The following is a 17,229-nucleotide window of genomic DNA, read 5'->3' as shown; positions in this document are numbered from 1 at the left end:
GCTTGTTCTTCCCTTCGTTAATTCATTTCACATATTAATTCATATATTAGAAAAGATTTATTTCGTTCAACATAGAATGAGATAATTTTTTTTATGTGATTTTTGTTGAAACTGTTTCGTTCGTATTCACAAAAAAAAGAAACGCCCTGTTAGATATTTAATAGAAAAACAGAGCCATAAAATATGAACTTTATCAATAAAAAACACTTTCATACACATACCCACACATTGTGGATATGTGTTATACAATTGCCGGGGAAATCATTGTCCACAGATTATCAACAATTGTGGATAAAATATTTCCCAGAAAAGAATTCCACAAAGTAAAACACAGTTATCGTATCAAATAAAGTGAGCTATTTCAATACTTAATCAATCTTATCCACATAATCATATGTTATTCGAGTCATAGTTGTCCACAGGGAAGTTATATGTGAAAAAGCTGTAGATAAACGTTGTGGATAATTTTTTGAGAAAAAAAACTACTCACAGGCTGAAGTTGAAAAATATTTATGGATTGTGGATAACTAGCTAGAGGAAAGATTAGGAGAATTAATTAGGAAATTCATTTTAAAATAGAAAAATAAATAGAAGGATTGACAAATGGGTTTCATTATTTATATAATATCATGGTCTGTATGTAGAGATAGATATAGTAACGCTCGAATTCAGGAGGTGTATATAAATGAAACGCACGTACCAACCTAAAAAACGTAAGCACTCTAAAGTTCACGGTTTCCGCGCTCGTATGAGCACTAAAAACGGCCGTAACGTATTAGCTCGCCGTCGTAAAAAAGGAAGAAAAGTATTATCAGCATAAGTCCACTGAGCCACATCAGTGGTCTTTTTTTTCTTTTATCTTCATTCAGTAGAAAATACTTACCTGTATAGGTAGGGGATGCATGTTTGTTTTGTCAGTTCCGTAGGTGTTATAGACACTGAATGAAGATAAGCCTCTGGCAGATGGCTCAGATTTTGAAGGAAATTTTTTACCGGAAAATCTGGCGCAATTACGCCTAGGTGTAATTGATTGTTTCGACAGAAGCAAAAAAAGTACCAATGATTAGATGGAGCAGGTGAATGGATCATGAATAAACGCCAACGAATAAAGAAAAATGAAGATTTTCAAAAGGTGTTTAAAAAAGGTAAGTCATTTGCGAATCGCCAATTTATTGTTTATTGCTTGAAAAAAGAAGAACAAGAGGCGTTTCGTATTGGCTTATCAGTAAGTAAAAAAGTGGGGAATGCTGTCACTCGAGTTCAAGTGAAGCGCTATATTCGCCAGGCTTTTCTGGAAATAAAAGATGAAGTAAGACAAGATATGGACTATGTTATTATCGCCAGAACGCAGGCGGCCACAATAGATTTTCATGAAACCAAAAAAAGCTTGCAGCATGTATTAAAGGTTGCAAGAGTATATAAAGGTTAATATCGCACTAAAAATTTACTATAAAATTGTTCGATAGTTTGAAATAAAGATACGATAAAATTTAAATTATCGGAACAATTAGTAGTGTACAAACGTATGCACATGGTAAACTGTTGTCATAAAAAATTGAATAGGTTTGCTTTAGGAGGAAGAAGGTTGAAGAAAAATCTTTGGATAATGCTGTCGCTTGTCTCTGTAGTATTACTACTTTCAGGCTGTACAGAATTTGACCAGCCGATTTCATCTGAAAGCGATGGCTTTTGGAATGAATATATCGTTTGGCCACTAGTATCATTCATCAAGCTGTTTGCTGATATGTTCGAAGGCAATGCTGCGAATTATGCTTTTGCAATTATTATCGTAACAGTTATTATTCGTTTAATTATTTTACCTTTAACAATCAAACAAGTTAAAAGCTCTAAAAAAATGCAGGAAATGCAACCAAAGTTAAAAGAGCTTCAAGCAAAATACAGCTCTAAAGACGCTGCAACTCAACAAAAGTACCAGCAGGAAATGATGCAGTTAATGCAAACTTCAGGTGTTAACCCATTAGCTGGATGTTTACCAATTCTTATTCAAATGCCGATTCTGATCGGTTTCTATCATGCAATTAGCCGTATGAATGCAACACCGGACGCATTTGAATTAGGAACATTTTTAGCGGTTCCATTAGCTGAACCAAGTATTATATTTGCTGTTATCGCAGGTCTTATTCAGTATGTTGTATTAATGACTGGACCAGCAGTAGATAACCCGCAAATGAAAATTATGATGTACATCATGCCATTAATGATTGTTGGTTTCGGTATTATCTTACCTGCCGCTTTATCATTATATTGGGTAGTCGGAAACTTTGTATCTGTATTACAAAACCTTGTTATTTACAAACCTTGGAATAAAAATAAACCGGATGCTACCGATGCAGGAGGAGCGAAATAAGTGAAACAAACTACGCAAATAGGCGCAACAGTAGAAGAAGCGATCTCATTAGCGTTACAAAAGCTTGACCATACTCGGGAACAAGTTGATGTAGAAGTTTTACAAGAAGGTAAAAAAGGATTTTTAGGTTTTGGTGCACGAAATGCAGAAGTTCGTGTTACTGTAAAAGAAATTGTTCAGCAACAAGTGAATAAAGAAACGACTTCACATCCTACACCTGTAGTAGAAGAACAGTCATTTATCGAAGAAACCTTTGAAAATGAGTCGGTTTTAGTTAATGAAGATCAATCAATTCATCATGAACAACAACAAGTGGATCCTATTGAAGAAGCAAAGTCGTATTTAACGAATATTGCTTTGGGAATGGGAATTACAGATTTAACAATTGAACATGAATCAGATGGCAAATATGTTTCTTTTAAGTTATCGAGTGAAAAAGCAGCATTATTAATAGGGAAGCGTGGTCTTACTTTAAATGCGCTGCAACATTTAACACAGCTTATTCTTAATAAAACTGCCAAATCATTTATGGTTTTACAAATGGATGTAGAAGATTATCGTGAACGACGTCAAGTTGCGCTTGAGCAGCTAGCATTGCGGATGGCCGACAAGGCAGTACGTACACGAAAACCGGTCTCATTCGAACCAATGGCTTCTTATGAAAGAAAAATTATTCATAATGTATTGGCTAACCGATTGGATATTGAAACATATTCAGAAGGTACAGAGCCAAATCGCTATTTAGTCATTGAGCCAGTAAAATAAATGCATACAGACAGTGTCGGCCTATTCATTTGGATAGGCCGTTTTTTTATGTAAATAATACATGTAAAAAACAACATTGCTTTAGATTTTTTTTAAAATATGTTAGTCTAAATTGTTAGAAAGTGTAGCACGGATGTGATTTATCCACATGTGGATAACACAAAATTAGGAGGATATAAGATGGAATTCGATACAATTGCTGCGATATCCACACCAATGGGCGAAGGAGCCATTGCCATTGTTCGTCTAAGCGGAGATGAGGCAGTAGCGATTGCAGATAAAATATTTAAATCACCAAATCATAAGCGTTTAAAAGAAGTAGCATCACATACGATTCACTATGGACACTTAATCGATCCAAAAACGGATGAGGTTGTAGAAGAAGTGATGCTGTCACTGATGCGCGGTCCAAAAACGTTTACACGTGAGGATGTAGTCGAAATAAACTGTCATGGTGGTATTGTGTCAGTTAATCGTGTTTTACAGCTTGTATTACGCTATGGTGCACGTTTGGCCGAACCTGGGGAATTTACTAAGCGGGCATTTTTAAATGGTCGTATTGACTTATCACAGGCAGAAGCTGTTATGGATTTAATTCGTGCTAAAACAGATCGTGCTATGAATGTTGCACTCGGTCAAATGGACGGGAAGCTTTCACGTCTCATTACGTCTTTACGCCAAGCACTATTGGAAACATTGGCACAAGTGGAAGTAAATATAGATTATCCAGAGTATGACGATGTAGAAGAAATGACGATTCCGGTACTGCTTGAAAAATGCGGTTGGGTACGCGAAGAAATTATTAAATTACTTCAAACATCATCACAAGGGAAAATTTTGCGTGAAGGTTTATCAACCGTTATTTTAGGTAGACCAAATGTAGGGAAGTCTTCTCTTTTAAATAGTTTAGTTCAAGAAAATAAAGCGATTGTAACCGACATCGCAGGTACGACTCGTGATATTATTGAAGAATACGTAAATGTACGTGGCGTACCTTTACGTTTAGTCGATACTGCCGGTATTCGCGAAACTGAGGATATTGTAGAACGAATTGGTGTTGAACGATCTCGTGAAGCGTTAAAAGACGCTGATTTAATATTGCTTGTTTTAAATTATGGGGAGCAATTGACAATCGAGGATGAGCGATTATTTGAGACTATCCAGACGATGGATTATATCGTCGTTGTAAATAAAACAGATATCGAGCGCAAAATCGATTTAAATCGTGTCCATGAATTGGCAGGCAAACATCGTGTCGTAACGACTTCGCTATTAAAAGAAGAAGGTGTTATGGAGCTAGAAGAAGCGATTGCAGCCTTATTCTTTGAAGGTCAAGTAGAAGCAAACGATTTAACATATGTTTCAAATGCACGTCATATTGCTTTATTGCATCAAGCTCAACAAGTAATTGAAGATGCGCTGGCTGCAGCAGAATCTGGAGTACCAGTTGATATGATTCAAATAGATGTTACGCGTACGTGGGAAATTCTTGGTGAAATTATAGGAGATACTGTTCAGGAAAGCTTAATTAATCAGCTGTTCTCGCAGTTCTGTTTAGGAAAATAAATTTAAGTAAAGGAAAGGAAGAACAACATGTCATTACAATATGAAGCAGGTAATTTTGACGTAATCGTTGTTGGTGCAGGACATGCTGGTGTGGAATCAGCTTATGCAGCTGCAAAAATGGGTGCTAAAACACTCATGCTTACAATTAATTTAGATATGATTGCGTTTATGCCATGTAACCCTTCAGTCGGCGGACCTGCAAAAGGAATCGTTGTTCGTGAGATTGATGCACTTGGCGGATTAATGGGACGCATCATTGATAAAACACATATCCAAATGCGGATGTTAAATACGGGGAAAGGTCCGGCTGTACGAGCATTACGCGCACAGGCGGATAAATTCCAGTATCAGCATGAGATGAAACGTGTATTGGAAGAAGAGCCAAACTTGCAAATTCATCAAGCAATGGTCGATGAACTAATTGTAGAAGATGGAGAAGTAAAAGGTGTCATTACACAAGTGGGTGCAGTTTACCGTGCACCAGCTGTCATTATTACATCAGGTACGTTTTTACGCGGAGAAATTATTTTAGGAAATCTGAAGTATTCTTCAGGTCCAAATAACCAACAGCCATCGATTAAATTGGCGGATAACTTAAAAGAATTAGGATTTGACTTAGTCCGATTTAAAACGGGGACACCACCACGTGTAAACAACCGTACAATTGACTATTCAAAAACGGAAATTCAGCCGGGTGATGATGCACCGCGTGCATTTAGTTTTGAAACGACAGAATATATTATGGATCAGCTACCTTGCTGGTTAACTTATACAACAGAAGAAACACATCGTACAATTGAGGAAAATCTACATTTATCTCCAATGTTTTCAGGGATGATAAAAGGTACAGGTCCGCGTTATTGTCCATCAATTGAAGATAAAGTAACGCGTTTTAGCGATAAGCCTCGTCACCAGATTTTCTTGGAGCCTGAAGGACGCAATACACGCGAAGTATATGTGCAAGGTTTATCGACGAGCTTACCTGAGCATGTTCAAAAGAAATTACTTGCCTCTATTCCAGGATTGGAAAACGCAGAAATGATGCGTGCGGGGTATGCTATTGAGTATGATTCAGTAATTCCAACACAATTATGGCCAACACTGGAAACGAAAAAAATTCAGGGTCTTTATACAGCTGGTCAAATTAATGGTACTTCAGGTTATGAAGAAGCAGCAGGCCAAGGTTTGATGGCAGGTATGAATGCAGCGGCAAAAGTTTTAGGACGTGAAGAAATTATCTTAGATCGTTCAGATGCATATATCGGTGTATTAATTGATGATTTAGTGACAAAAGGTACAAATGAGCCTTATCGTTTATTAACATCTCGTGCAGAATATCGTTTACTTTTACGTCATGATAATGCGGATTTACGTTTGACGGAAAAGGGTTATAAGGCAGGAATGATTTCAGAAGAACGTTATGCAAAATTCCAGTTGAAAAAAGCAAAAATTGAACAGGAAATTGCCCGTTTACGTGAAGTGATCATCAAACCAAATGCTACAACTCAAGAAGTGATTCGTTCTGTAGGCGGAGCAGAACTTAAAGATGGCATTCGCGGAGCAGACCTTTTAAAACGTACAGAAATGACATATGATTTAGTTGCTTCATTAACACCTTCAGATATTGAGCTTTCTGACGATATAAAAGAACAAATTGAAATACAGTTAAAATATGAGGGTTATATTCAAAAAGCACTTCAACAAGTAGAAAAAATGAAGAAGCTAGAAAATAAGAAAATCCCTGAAAATATTGATTATGATGCGATTTCAAGCTTGGCAACAGAAGCCCGTATGAAGCTAAAAAGTGTTCGACCACTTTCCATTGCACAGGCTTCACGTATTTCTGGCGTAAACCCTGCAGATGTATCGATTTTACTTGTTTATATTGAGCAAGGGAAAATTGCAAAAGTAAGTACGAACTGAATGATGTGAGCGTCTTTATACAGAAAGGCGCTCATTCTTTTAAATATAGAGGAGTGCATTTTATGAACGAAAAGCAGTTTATTGAAGCATTGAAGGAAAAGGGCATTGAGCTTTCAGAGCAGCAAATAGCACAGTTTAATAAATATTTTGAGCTATTAGTTGAGTGGAATGAAAAAATGAACTTAACGGCCATTACAGATTTAGAAGGCGTATATTTAAAGCATTTTTATGATTCCATTAGTGCCTCATTTTACTTCGATTTCACGAAAGTCACATCGGTATGTGATGTAGGGGCAGGAGCTGGATTCCCAAGTATTCCAATTAAAATTTGTTTCCCACATTTACAAATTACGATTGTGGATTCCTTAAACAAACGAATTACATTTTTAAATCATTTAACAAATGAGCTAAATCTGGAAGGTATGACATTTGTACATGCCCGTGCAGAAGAGTTTGGTCAAAATGCTACCTATCGTGAAAAGTTCGACGTAGTCACTGCTCGCGCGGTTGCACGTCTTTCTGTTTTATCTGAATTATGTCTGCCATTGGCAAAAGAAGGCGGATATTTTGTGGCATTAAAAGCCGCTGCAGGTGCAGAAGAATTAAAAGATGCGACGAAGGCTATTTCCACTTTAGGAGGCAAACTAAAAGAAGAATTTGCGTTCCACCTACCTGTTGAAGAAAGTGAACGCTCGCTCTATGTATTTGATAAAATAAAGTCAACACCAAAAAAATATCCCCGTAAACCAGGTGTACCAAATAAGACACCAATTATATAAAATTTAAAAAAAATTAAAATAAAAATATAAAATATGAAATGTTTTCACCTTTTGAAGCATACATATTTATATTTATGTTGTTTTTAAAAAATTTACTGTTCATTGAACACTGTACATTTTCGTATGAATCATAAATAATATTGTATAAGAGATAGATAGTTTCCTAAAGGTGGTGCCACACGGATGAAAAGTACTTTTTCACGTTTTTTCGGAGGCGGGAGCAAAGAGCCAGAAGTAAAAAGTGAAGTAGAAGTAATAGAGAACTCGTTGGCTTCAGAAGAAGTAATAGAGAGTATCTCGATGGCTTCAGAAGAAGTAGTTAAAATTCCAATAGACAAAATCATTCCGAACCGTTATCAGCCACGTACAGTTTTTGATGATGAGAAGATTGAAGAATTAGCAAGAACAATTCATACACATGGTGTTATCCAACCGATTGTTATCCGTCCAATGAACGATAATTCAGATAAATACGAAATCATTGCTGGGGAACGTCGTTATCGAGCTATGAAATCACTACAATGGACTGAAGTTCCTGCTATTGTCCGCCAATTAAATGATCGTGAAACGGCTTCCATTGCACTTATAGAAAACTTACAACGTGAAGAATTATCAGCAATTGAGGAAGCGCTTGCTTACCAACAATTATTAGGCTTGCATTCGCTTACACAAGAAGCACTTGCACAACGTCTTGGAAAAGGCCAATCAACGGTAGCTAATAAATTACGTTTATTAAAATTACCTCAGTTTGTCCAAGATGCTATTTTAAATCGTGAAATTTCAGAGCGTCATGCGCGTGCTTTAATTGCTATAAAAGATGAGCAATTACAAATGCAGCTTATTGCGGCTACTAAAGAATATGATTGGAATGTAAGACAACTAGAAGAGCAGATTAAAAAACTTCTTAATCCAGAAGAACCAGAAGTGAAAAAACGCAAACCCACTCGTAAAGCGATTAGTAAAGATGTGCGTATTGCCCTGAATACAATTAAGCAATCGTTAACAATGGTGACGAAAAGTGGAATCGACGTGAAAACGGAGGAAGAGGATACAGATGATTACTATCAAATCACTGTTAAAATTCCGAAGAGAAAATAAATTATTTAGCTGCCCGAAAGATTCTACCTTTTGAGGCAGTTTTTTAGTGGATAGAAAGTATTAAGTTTTAAAAATAAATTTATTTTCATAGCATCGCTTTGTCACTATTTTTGTTAATATAAAAGTAGATGTGTCATAATAGAGAAATATTCTAAGTTTTTTAAACTTTGAAAAAATACCTAAATTGAAGTGATGAAAGCAGGTGCGGATATTGGGACGTATAATTGCGATTGCCAATCAAAAAGGTGGCGTTGGAAAGACGACATCTTCTGTAAACTTAAGTGCATGTTTAGCTTTTTTAGGAAAGAAAGTGTTATTAATCGATATCGACCCACAGGGAAACGCTTCAAGCGGACTAGGTGTGCGAAAGGGAGACTTAGAAAGCTGTATTTATGATGTAATAATTAATGATGAAGATATAAAAGAAGTTATACAACAGACAGATGTGGAAAATTTATATATAGTTCCTGCTACAATTTCATTAGCGGGTGCGGAAATTGAGCTTGTCTCAACCATTTCACGTGAAGTAAGACTAAAAAAGGCGGTACAGGAAATTAAAAATAATTTTGATTTTATTATTATTGACTGCCCACCGTCTCTTGGCTTATTAACTATAAATGCATTAACCGCTTCTGATGCACTGATTATACCTGTTCAATGTGAATACTATGCATTAGAAGGTTTAAGTCAATTGCTCTCTACGGTTCGTCTTGTTCAAAAGCATTTAAACAAGGAATTAATGATAGACGGTGTGCTATTAACGATGTTGGATGCACGTACCAATTTAGGGCTTCAAGTAATAGATGAAGTAAAACGCTACTTCCAGGATAGGGTTTATCGTTCTATTATCCCCCGCAATGTGCGGTTAAGTGAAGCACCCAGTCATGGAAAACCCGTAATTTTATACGATTCAAAATCACGTGGGGCAGAAGTATATTTAGAGTTAGCAAGGGAAGTGATTAAAAATGGTTAAAGGGTTAGGTAAAGGGATTGACGCGCTTTTTAGAGAAGAGGCCGTACATAAGGAAGATCAAGTACAGCAAATTGCCGTCTCAAAAATTTTGGCAAATCCATTTCAGCCACGTAAGATTTTTGATGAAACCGCTATTGAAGAACTGGCAAGCTCGATTAATGAACATGGTATTATCCAGCCAATTGTTGTTAGAAAATCCGGCAGAAAGTATGAAATCGTTGCTGGGGAACGACGATACCGCGCTGCTAAGCTTGCCGGATTAGCGGAAGTACCTGTCATTGTAAAAGATTTTACAGAGCAGCAAATGATGGAAGTCGCAATTTTAGAGAACTTACAACGGGAAGATTTAACTCCAATTGAAGAAGCAGAAGCATATAATAGTTTAATTGGTAAACTGAATTTCACACAGGATGATTTAGCGAAGCGATTAGGAAAAAGTCGCCCGCATATTGCAAACTTAATTCGTTTATTACAATTACCCGATGAAATTCGTGACCTTGTAAATGAAGGGAAACTGACAATGGGCCATGGGCGAGCATTACTTGGTTTAAAAAACAAACGACGAATTCCAGAAGTGGCGAATAAAGTAATTAAAGATCATTTAAATGTCCGTCAATTGGAAAAGTACATCCAGGATATAAACGAAACCGTTTCACGTGAAACAAAGGCTACGAATAAGGATATTCATACAGAAGCAACAGAATCCCAACTGCGTGAATATTTCGGAACGCAAGTACAAATAAGAAAAGCAAAAAATAAAGGGAAAATCGAAATCGAATTTTATTCAGAGGATGATTTACACCGCATTTTAGAAATATTAAATATAGAAGAACAGTAAAAAATGTGCTGAGCATTATGTTTCAGCGCATTTTTTACTGTGAATGTAAAGATCATTATCGTAGTACATAGGCTATAAAAGAATAAGCAGATAGCAACTAGAAAGAGGAAAGATCATGGTATTATTAGGCTCTTTATTAAACTCACTATTTATTATAATTGGGACATTAGTGGGACGATTATTTAGAAATATTCCGGAATCAATGCAACAAACTGTTATGTCAATTATCGGTTTAGTTGTTGCTCTCTTAGGAATTCAAATGGGATTAGAGGGTGATAACTTCATTCTATTAGTAATTAGTTTAATAGTGGGGGCTGTTATCGGAGAATGGCTCAACCTAGAGGAAAAGTTCAACCGCTTTGGTTTATGGATTGAATCCCTTTTCGGAAAACGTGCACAAAAAGGAACGATTGCAGAGGGGTTTATTACTGCATCGCTCATTTTTGTTATAGGTTCCATGGGAATTATCGGTGCCCTTGATAGTGGTTTACGTAATGATCATAATGTATTAATTACGAAAGGAATAATTGATGGTTTTATGTCAATCATTTTAGCCTCAACGTTAGGCATTGGCGTAATACTGTCAGCAATATCTGTATTAATATATCAGGGAAGTATTGCATTGTTTGCAGGTGTCATTAGTACATATATTCCAACAGAAGCGCTTAATCTATTTATTAAAGAGATGACAGCTACGGGTGGTGTTATGATTATCGCAATTGGATTAAATATTGCGGGACTAACGAAAATTCGAATAGCCAATTTGTTGCCAGCGATTTTGATGGTCGGGATACTCGTAACGGTTATTTTTCTGTTTCAGTAAATGACGCTGCCATGCTAAAACGAGTGCACGTACAATTTTATCACTCATAGAATAGGTAACATGAAGCCTTGTATTTTGAAGTACTTTAGCTTCCATAAAGCCTCCTACATTAACAATTCCCTTAATAGAAACATTTCCAATGGGAGGCAATTCCTTTTTTACAGCCTTTCCAGGAAAAAGAGGACCATGCTGTATTAAAATTGAACCAATTGCATTAGACTCTCCTAAACAAGCATCAATGGCGATGATGAATGCATTTTCATTCTCTTTTATAAGCTGTTCGTAACGGTCAACGATATTCAATGCATGCAGTGGTGCTTCTAGGGTTCCAACAACCGGGAATGGGAAAGAAAAGGTTTGGTGCAGCTGGCTACCGATAATCGGACCTAATGCATCCCCAGTCGAGCGGTCTGTACCGATACAACAAAAAATAAGTTTTTCATGTTCAAATGGAACCATTTTCAAAAAGATTTCACTTAACTCCCAAACAGCGCTTGTCTGTTCATAATGGACGCTATAGTTTTGTGGACAGGCTTGTGTCACTTGTAGTCACTCCTTTAAATTTAAGTGGATTACTCGAGAAATAGTGCAAAATACGATATTATTTATGCAGTATATTCATTTTTAAAGTTTGTTATACAAGAGGTGGTAAATTTGGAAGAAGATTTGAAATTAGAAGAAGGAATTGATTTTGAAGATATAGCAACAACAGACTTAAAAGGACTTGCTCGCTATACAACAAAGCTTTGGGATTACGTCACAAGCCAGGATTTCTGGGATATGATTATATTGGCTAGCGCAAAAATCCTAGCAATCATCGTTATTTCATATATCGTTGTTTTTGTTGGTAAAAAAGTGATTCATCGTATCTTTATGTTGCGCGTAAGAAATAATGAGCGCCGTCAACTTACAATAGTAAAGCTCTTACAAAGTGTACTAAGTTATTTAGTGTATTTCTCTGCTATTATGGGAATTTTATCTGCTGTGAATATACAAGTAGCCGGTTTATTAGCCGGGGCAGGTATTGCTTCTGTGGCCATTGCTTTTGGAGCCCAAAACTTAGTGAAGGATGTTATTACAGGATTCTTCATTATTTTAGAGGATCAGTTTGGTGTAGGAGATTTTGTAAAAATTAATACAGCAGAAGGTACCGTTATGGAAATTGGTCTTCGTACAACGAAAGTAAAGGGCATAACAGGGGAACAATTCATTATTCCAAATGGAAGCATTGTAGACGTTGTTAACTATTCCATTAATAACTCAAAAGCTACGATTAGTATGCAAATTCCCCTTGAGACAAATATTGAAAAAGTCCAAATGATAATTCAAAACTATTTGGATACGTTGCCTGAAAAACACGAAGAGCTTGTTACTGCTCCTGTCTTTTTAGGAATCACAAATACGACAAGCACAGAAGCTACAATTGGCATTACACTCGAAACATTGCCTTTACAACAGTATTCAATTTCTCGAGTGATTCGAAAAGATGTAATGGATATCTTAACACGTAACGGTATCCCTCTTGCTGTACCAAAAATGATGTTTTATGAGCGAAATCAAGGAGGAGAATAAAAGATGGAAGCAAAACAATACGCTCTTAATGACGTTGTAGAAATGAAGAAACAACATCCTTGTGGCACAAACGAATGGAAAGTAATTCGACTAGGTGCTGATATTCGCATAAAGTGTGAGGGCTGCGGACATAGTGTTATGATTCCACGTCGTGAATTTGAGAAAAAAATGAAGAAAGTTTTACGTCAAGCAGAAGAAGTATAAAAGCAAAATAGACTTTTAAGTGTGTAATCAATATAATAGACAAGGTTATAGAAATTTAATGGACAGAAAAATCCATATAATTTATGATTTCAAATAAAAATGAAGTGAATATAGAAAGGTTGTGTCAAAATGGCATTAACAGCTGGTATCGTAGGTTTGCCGAACGTGGGGAAATCGACTTTATTCAATGCAATTACAAAAGCAGGTGCTCTTGCGGCTAACTATCCGTTCGCAACAATCGAACCAAACGTAGGTAGCGTAACTGTTCCAGATGAGCGTTTAGACAAATTAACAGAATTAGTTGTACCGAAGAAAACAGTTCCAACTACATTTGAATTTACAGATATCGCGGGTATCGTAAAAGGCGCTTCTACTGGTGAAGGACTAGGGAATAAATTTTTAGCTCATATTCGTGAAGTAGACGCAATTTGCCAAGTTGTTCGCTGCTTTGAAGACGAAAATATTACCCATGTTTCCGGCACAGTAAATCCAATTGATGATATTGAAGTTATTAACTTAGAGCTAATCTTAGCGGATATGGAATCAGTGGATAAGCGTATTGCACGCGTTGCAAAAATGGCAAAGCAAAAAGATAAAGAAGCAATGGTAGAAGAACCAATTCTTCAAAAAATTAAAGAAGTATTAGAAGCTGAAAAACCAGCTCGCGCGGTAGACCTTTCAGATGATGAGAAAAAGATCATCAAAGGATTACACCTTTTAACGATTAAACCAATGCTTTACGTTGCAAATGTTTCAGAGGATGAGGTAGCTGATCCATCTGAAAACAAATATGTAAAAATGGTTCAGGAATATGCAGCAACTGAAGGTGCTCAAGTAATTACAATCTGCGCAAAAATTGAAGAAGAAATTTCTGAGTTGGAAGATGAAGAGAAAAAAGAATTTTTAGCGGAATTAGGAATTGCTGAATCAGGGTTAGACCAATTAATTAAAGCTTCATATAGCTTATTAGGTTTAGCAACTTATTTCACTGCTGGTGTGCAAGAGGTTCGTGCGTGGACATTCCGTAAAGGGATGAAAGCACCACAATGCGCGGGTATTATTCACTCTGACTTTGAGCGTGGCTTTATCCGTGCTGAAACTGTGGCATATACGGATTTAGTAGAGTACGGTTCGAAGCCTGCTGCTAAAGAAGCAGGACGCGTACGCGCTGAAGGTAAAGAATACGTTGTACAAGATGGCGACGTACTGGAGTTCTTATTTAACGTATAAAATTTAAGCGAAGGATATTGACCGGAAAATGATTTTCGGGGCAATCCCTTCGCTTTTTCTTATTCAATTTAGTCAGTGCATGATTATATTTCTGGAAAACAATTAGTAATAAACATATAATTTTGGCTCTTTCGAATCGTCCTTTACAGTTGCATCGTTAGGGTATTTCCGCAATTCTTTATACATATAAAAATCGCCCATTGCTCCAGCTATTAAAAACGCTCCGACAATAACTAACATAAAGTTATCAAGCGTTAAACCGATAATTGTGGGTACAATACCTGTAGTCCAAAATGGAAGTAATAATGCTTTTTTCATGTCCGCATTTGTTAGTGGTTTTTTTGTAGTGGCATAGGCGACACCAAGTTTTAAATTGATACCATAATCCAGTTCTTTATATGGAACCCCGCCAAATAGCATAAAACCAATTAAGTGAAACGCTTCATGAAGAATAATGAGTACTATATATGCTACAAAAAAATTAAAAACATCAAACAAGGTAAATTCACCTGTAAAACGCTGATGAATAAGGGCATTTAAACCAACTAATAAAACAATTAAAATGATAGTTAATATTAGATTATCCCGCGCTATCTTTTTCATATTCAATTCAATTACTACTGGCTTTTTATCATACATAAAATCCCTCCCTTACAGAGAAGTATAACAAAAATTGAATAAACATAAGAGTTATATTAGGTTGCGTCTAATAGGAAACTATGTTACAATTCATTGATGTGAGTAATAAGAAGTTACTTACTCCTTGCTCCCTATTTAATAGGAGAGCCCAAGTCCATAAGGAGGTGCAAACACAAATGAGAAAGTACGAATTAATGTACATCATCCGCCCAAACATTGAAGATGAAGCGAAGAAAGCTTTAGTAGAGCGTTTCAACGAGATCTTAACTTCAAATGGTGCAGAGATCACAGAAGCAAAAGATTGGGGTAAGCGTCGTTTAGCTTACGAAATCAATGACTTCCGCGAAGGTTTCTACCAAATCGTGAAAGTTAACGCTGGTACTGAGGCTATCAACGAATATACTCGTTTAGCAAACATCAGCGAAGACATCATCCGTCACATCGCAGTACGCGAAGAAGAAAAATAATTTTTAACTTAAATGCTGAAAAAAGGAGGGTGCATTGATGATTAACCGTGTAGTATTAGTCGGAAGACTTACAAAGGATCCAGAGCTTCGTTATACGCCGAGTGGAGTTCCAATGGCACGTTTTACGGTTGCCGTAAATCGTACATTTTCGAGCCAGTCAGGTGAACGCGAAGCAGATTTCATAGGCTGTATTGCTTGGAGAAAACAAGCTGAAAACTTAGCAAACTTCATGAGAAAAGGGAGTTTGATTGGTGTAGAAGGTCGTATTCAAACAGGAAGCTTTGAAGGACAAGATGGAAAGCGTGTGTACACAACAGATGTCATTGCCGATGCAGTGCAGTTCTTAGAACCGCGTGGAGGAGCAAATGCATCTCAAGGTTCACAAGGTCAACAATACAGTGGTGGGCAAAATTATGGTGGTCAGCCATCTTATAATCAGCCAAACCAGCAATTTGGAGGCTCGCAACAACCACAGGATTCTTACGGTTCTTATCAACAGCCATCTCAAAATCAGCAAAATTATACACGAGTAGATGAAGATCCATTTGCGAATAGCAAAGGACCAATCGAAGTTTCTGAAGACGATTTACCGTTCTAAGAACTTGGCATCTATTATTAAAAATTAAAAGGAGGAACACGATAATGGCACCACGTCGCGGAGGCCGCAAACGCCGTAAAGTTTGCTACTTCACTTCAAATAACATTACGCACATCGACTACAAAGATGTAGATCTTTTAAAGAAATTCATCTCTGAGCGCGGTAAAATTTTACCACGTCGCGTAACTGGTACTTCTGCTAAATACCAACGTAAACTTACAAATGCAATCAAAGTTTCACGTATTATGGCATTACTACCATTCGTTGCTGAAGAAAAATAATATGTTTAAAAGTACAACACAGGCTTAATTGACCTCTGTTGTACTTTTTTTGTTTTCTAAAGTTTTTGCCTATATTCCCATAATAAAAGCTGCCACTAAAATTTCTTGTGGCAGCTACAGGAATGCAACAGCTATTTGCAGACTGTTACATGCATTATTATTTATTTTGTAATTAACTCAAGCTTTACCGGTATAGTATTTTCAACTGTTTCACCGTTTAAATAAGCAATCGCAGTCTCCATCGCAATATTCCCGATTTCATCAGGCTTTTGTGCAACAGTAGCGGCTAGTTTCCCTGCCTTTACAGCAGCCACAGCATCGTCAGTCGCATCAAAGCCCACTACGACAATCTTTTTACCCGAAGCAGAAATAGCTTCTTGTGCACCTAATGCCATTTCGTCATTGTGTGCAAATACGGCAGTAACATCAGGATTGGATTGCAGAATATTCTCCATTACCGTTAAGCCTTCTGAACGATTAAAATTTGCTGTTTGCTTTGCAACGACATTTAAAATACCTGTAACAGCTTCATTGAAGCCTTGCCCACGGTCACGTGCAGCAGAAGAACCTGCAACACCTTCCAATTCAACGACTTTGGCACCTTCACCGACTAACTCTGTAATATATTCACCAGCCAGCATTCCGCCAGCCACGTTATCAGAAGCGATATGTGATACGACTTCGCCACCTTCAGATGAACGATCCACTGTAATCACAGGGATATTTACCGCATTCGCAGATTCAACAGCAGTTGCAACAGCGACAGAATCTACCGGATTAATGATGATTAAATCAACTTTTTGTTGGATTAAATCTTCAATATCGGAAGCTTGCTTTGACGCATTATCTTGCGCATCTACAACCGTTGTTTTCACTCCGAGCTCTTTTGCCTTTGCTTCCGCATTTTCACTTAGCGTCACGAAAAATGGATTGTTTAAAGTTGAAATAGATAAACCGATTGTCAACGTATCATTACTACTCTCAGAAGATGAAGCAGATGTACCAAAAGAAGGCTCCAAAGAGAAACCAGGCTTTACCGAACAAGCCGATAACATTACAGTGGCCATAAGTGCCATTAAAAATATCAATCGTTTTTTCAAGCTAA

At 36.9% G+C, this 17,229-nt stretch carries 20 protein-coding genes; 17 read left to right on the top strand and 3 right to left on the bottom strand.

Going from position 1 to position 17,229, the window contains the following annotated elements:
- The first annotated feature begins 685 nt into the window (after window positions 1-685).
- The 11 genes from rpmH to MKY13_RS19985 all read left to right on the top strand — a co-directional run bounded on the left by rpmH (window position 686) and on the right by MKY13_RS19985 (window position 11,133).
- A complete protein-coding gene (gene rpmH / locus MKY13_RS20035; protein WP_008408389.1) occupies window positions 686-820 on the top strand; it encodes a 50S ribosomal protein L34 in 135 nt (44 codons plus the stop codon).
- A 267-nt stretch (window positions 821-1,087) separates the two neighbouring features.
- Complete coding sequence (gene rnpA, locus MKY13_RS20030) at window positions 1,088-1,429, top strand: ribonuclease P protein component (protein WP_191701047.1); 342 nt, start codon at window positions 1,088-1,090, stop codon at window positions 1,427-1,429.
- 156 nt (window positions 1,430-1,585) lie between these two features.
- A complete protein-coding gene (gene yidC, locus MKY13_RS20025; protein ID WP_191701048.1) occupies window positions 1,586-2,368 on the top strand; it encodes a membrane protein insertase YidC in 783 nt (260 codons plus the stop codon).
- Window positions 2,369-3,133, top strand: a complete 765-nt coding sequence (gene jag, locus MKY13_RS20020; protein ID WP_191701049.1) for an RNA-binding cell elongation regulator Jag/EloR — start codon at window positions 2,369-2,371, stop codon at window positions 3,131-3,133.
- A 180-nt stretch (window positions 3,134-3,313) separates the two neighbouring features.
- Window positions 3,314-4,699, top strand: coding sequence for a tRNA uridine-5-carboxymethylaminomethyl(34) synthesis GTPase MnmE (gene mnmE / locus MKY13_RS20015; RefSeq protein ID WP_191701050.1), 1,386 nt, complete (start codon window positions 3,314-3,316; stop codon window positions 4,697-4,699).
- 27 nt (window positions 4,700-4,726) lie between these two features.
- Window positions 4,727-6,622, top strand: coding sequence for a tRNA uridine-5-carboxymethylaminomethyl(34) synthesis enzyme MnmG (gene mnmG, locus MKY13_RS20010; protein WP_191701051.1), 1,896 nt, complete (start codon window positions 4,727-4,729; stop codon window positions 6,620-6,622).
- Between the two features lie 62 nt (window positions 6,623-6,684).
- The gene (rsmG, locus tag MKY13_RS20005; RefSeq protein ID WP_191701052.1) at window positions 6,685-7,401 is read left to right on the top strand and encodes a 16S rRNA (guanine(527)-N(7))-methyltransferase RsmG; all 717 of its coding nucleotides are present in this window, start codon (window positions 6,685-6,687) and stop codon (window positions 7,399-7,401) included.
- Window positions 7,402-7,584: 183 nt separating this feature from the next.
- A complete protein-coding gene (gene noc, locus MKY13_RS20000) occupies window positions 7,585-8,499 on the top strand; it encodes a nucleoid occlusion protein (protein WP_339214602.1) in 915 nt (304 codons plus the stop codon).
- A gap of 211 nt (window positions 8,500-8,710) precedes the next feature.
- Window positions 8,711-9,472: an AAA family ATPase gene (locus MKY13_RS19995; RefSeq protein WP_191701054.1), complete on the top strand. Its 762-nt coding sequence runs from the start codon at window positions 8,711-8,713 to the stop codon at window positions 9,470-9,472.
- Window positions 9,465-10,310 carry a ParB/RepB/Spo0J family partition protein gene (locus MKY13_RS19990; protein ID WP_191701055.1) on the top strand — a complete coding sequence of 282 codons (846 nt, stop codon included), beginning with the start codon at window positions 9,465-9,467 and terminating at the stop codon, window positions 10,308-10,310. Before MKY13_RS19995 ends, MKY13_RS19990 begins: the two co-directional genes overlap by 8 nt.
- A gap of 115 nt (window positions 10,311-10,425) precedes the next feature.
- The gene (locus tag MKY13_RS19985; RefSeq protein WP_191701056.1) at window positions 10,426-11,133 is read left to right on the top strand and encodes a DUF554 domain-containing protein; all 708 of its coding nucleotides are present in this window, start codon (window positions 10,426-10,428) and stop codon (window positions 11,131-11,133) included.
- On the opposite strand, the gene yyaC is transcribed toward MKY13_RS19985, so the two are convergent.
- A complete protein-coding gene (gene yyaC, locus MKY13_RS19980; RefSeq protein WP_191701057.1) occupies window positions 11,050-11,676 on the bottom strand; it encodes a spore protease YyaC in 627 nt (208 codons plus the stop codon). The genes MKY13_RS19985 and yyaC overlap by 84 nt on opposite strands.
- Window positions 11,677-11,787: 111 nt before the next feature.
- Here yyaC and MKY13_RS19975 point away from each other — a divergent pair, with 111 nt between their 5' ends.
- The 3 genes from MKY13_RS19975 to ychF all read left to right on the top strand — a co-directional run bounded on the left by MKY13_RS19975 (window position 11,788) and on the right by ychF (window position 14,139).
- Window positions 11,788-12,705 (top strand): mechanosensitive ion channel family protein, encoded by a 918-nt coding sequence (locus MKY13_RS19975; RefSeq protein WP_339214600.1) that lies wholly within the window; start codon window positions 11,788-11,790, stop codon window positions 12,703-12,705.
- A gap of 3 nt (window positions 12,706-12,708) precedes the next feature.
- On the top strand, window positions 12,709-12,909 hold the full coding sequence (locus tag MKY13_RS19970; RefSeq protein ID WP_191701059.1) for a DUF951 domain-containing protein: 201 nt from the start codon (window positions 12,709-12,711) through the stop codon (window positions 12,907-12,909).
- Window positions 12,910-13,038: 129 nt separating this feature from the next.
- Complete coding sequence (gene ychF, locus MKY13_RS19965) at window positions 13,039-14,139, top strand: redox-regulated ATPase YchF (protein ID WP_191701060.1); 1,101 nt, start codon at window positions 13,039-13,041, stop codon at window positions 14,137-14,139.
- Window positions 14,140-14,241: 102 nt separating this feature from the next.
- Here the strand turns inward: ychF and MKY13_RS19960 are convergent, their stop codons facing one another.
- Complete coding sequence (locus MKY13_RS19960; RefSeq protein WP_191701061.1) at window positions 14,242-14,778, bottom strand: DUF3267 domain-containing protein; 537 nt, start codon at window positions 14,776-14,778, stop codon at window positions 14,242-14,244.
- Window positions 14,779-14,954: 176 nt separating this feature from the next.
- Here MKY13_RS19960 and rpsF point away from each other — a divergent pair, with 176 nt between their 5' ends.
- The 3 genes from rpsF to rpsR are packed head-to-tail and all read left to right on the top strand — an operon-like array spanning window position 14,955 to window position 16,124.
- On the top strand, window positions 14,955-15,245 hold the full coding sequence (gene rpsF / locus MKY13_RS19955; protein WP_191701062.1) for a 30S ribosomal protein S6: 291 nt from the start codon (window positions 14,955-14,957) through the stop codon (window positions 15,243-15,245).
- Window positions 15,246-15,282: 37 nt separating this feature from the next.
- The gene (gene ssb / locus MKY13_RS19950) at window positions 15,283-15,843 is read left to right on the top strand and encodes a single-stranded DNA-binding protein (RefSeq protein ID WP_191701063.1); all 561 of its coding nucleotides are present in this window, start codon (window positions 15,283-15,285) and stop codon (window positions 15,841-15,843) included.
- A gap of 41 nt (window positions 15,844-15,884) precedes the next feature.
- Window positions 15,885-16,124: a 30S ribosomal protein S18 gene (gene rpsR, locus MKY13_RS19945; RefSeq protein WP_191701183.1), complete on the top strand. Its 240-nt coding sequence runs from the start codon at window positions 15,885-15,887 to the stop codon at window positions 16,122-16,124.
- 161 nt (window positions 16,125-16,285) lie between these two features.
- Here rpsR and rbsB read toward each other — a convergent pair whose 3' ends face one another.
- Window positions 16,286-17,224 (bottom strand): ribose ABC transporter substrate-binding protein RbsB, encoded by a 939-nt coding sequence (gene rbsB / locus MKY13_RS19940; protein WP_191701064.1) that lies wholly within the window; start codon window positions 17,222-17,224, stop codon window positions 16,286-16,288.
- Window positions 17,225-17,229: the final 5 nt, after the last annotated feature.

This window comes from Solibacillus sp. FSL W8-0372 (genome assembly GCF_037969735.1).
Taxonomy (GTDB): domain Bacteria; phylum Bacillota; class Bacilli; order Bacillales_A; family Planococcaceae; genus Solibacillus; species Solibacillus faecavium.
This window is presented reverse-complemented; position numbering and strand designations above follow the sequence as displayed.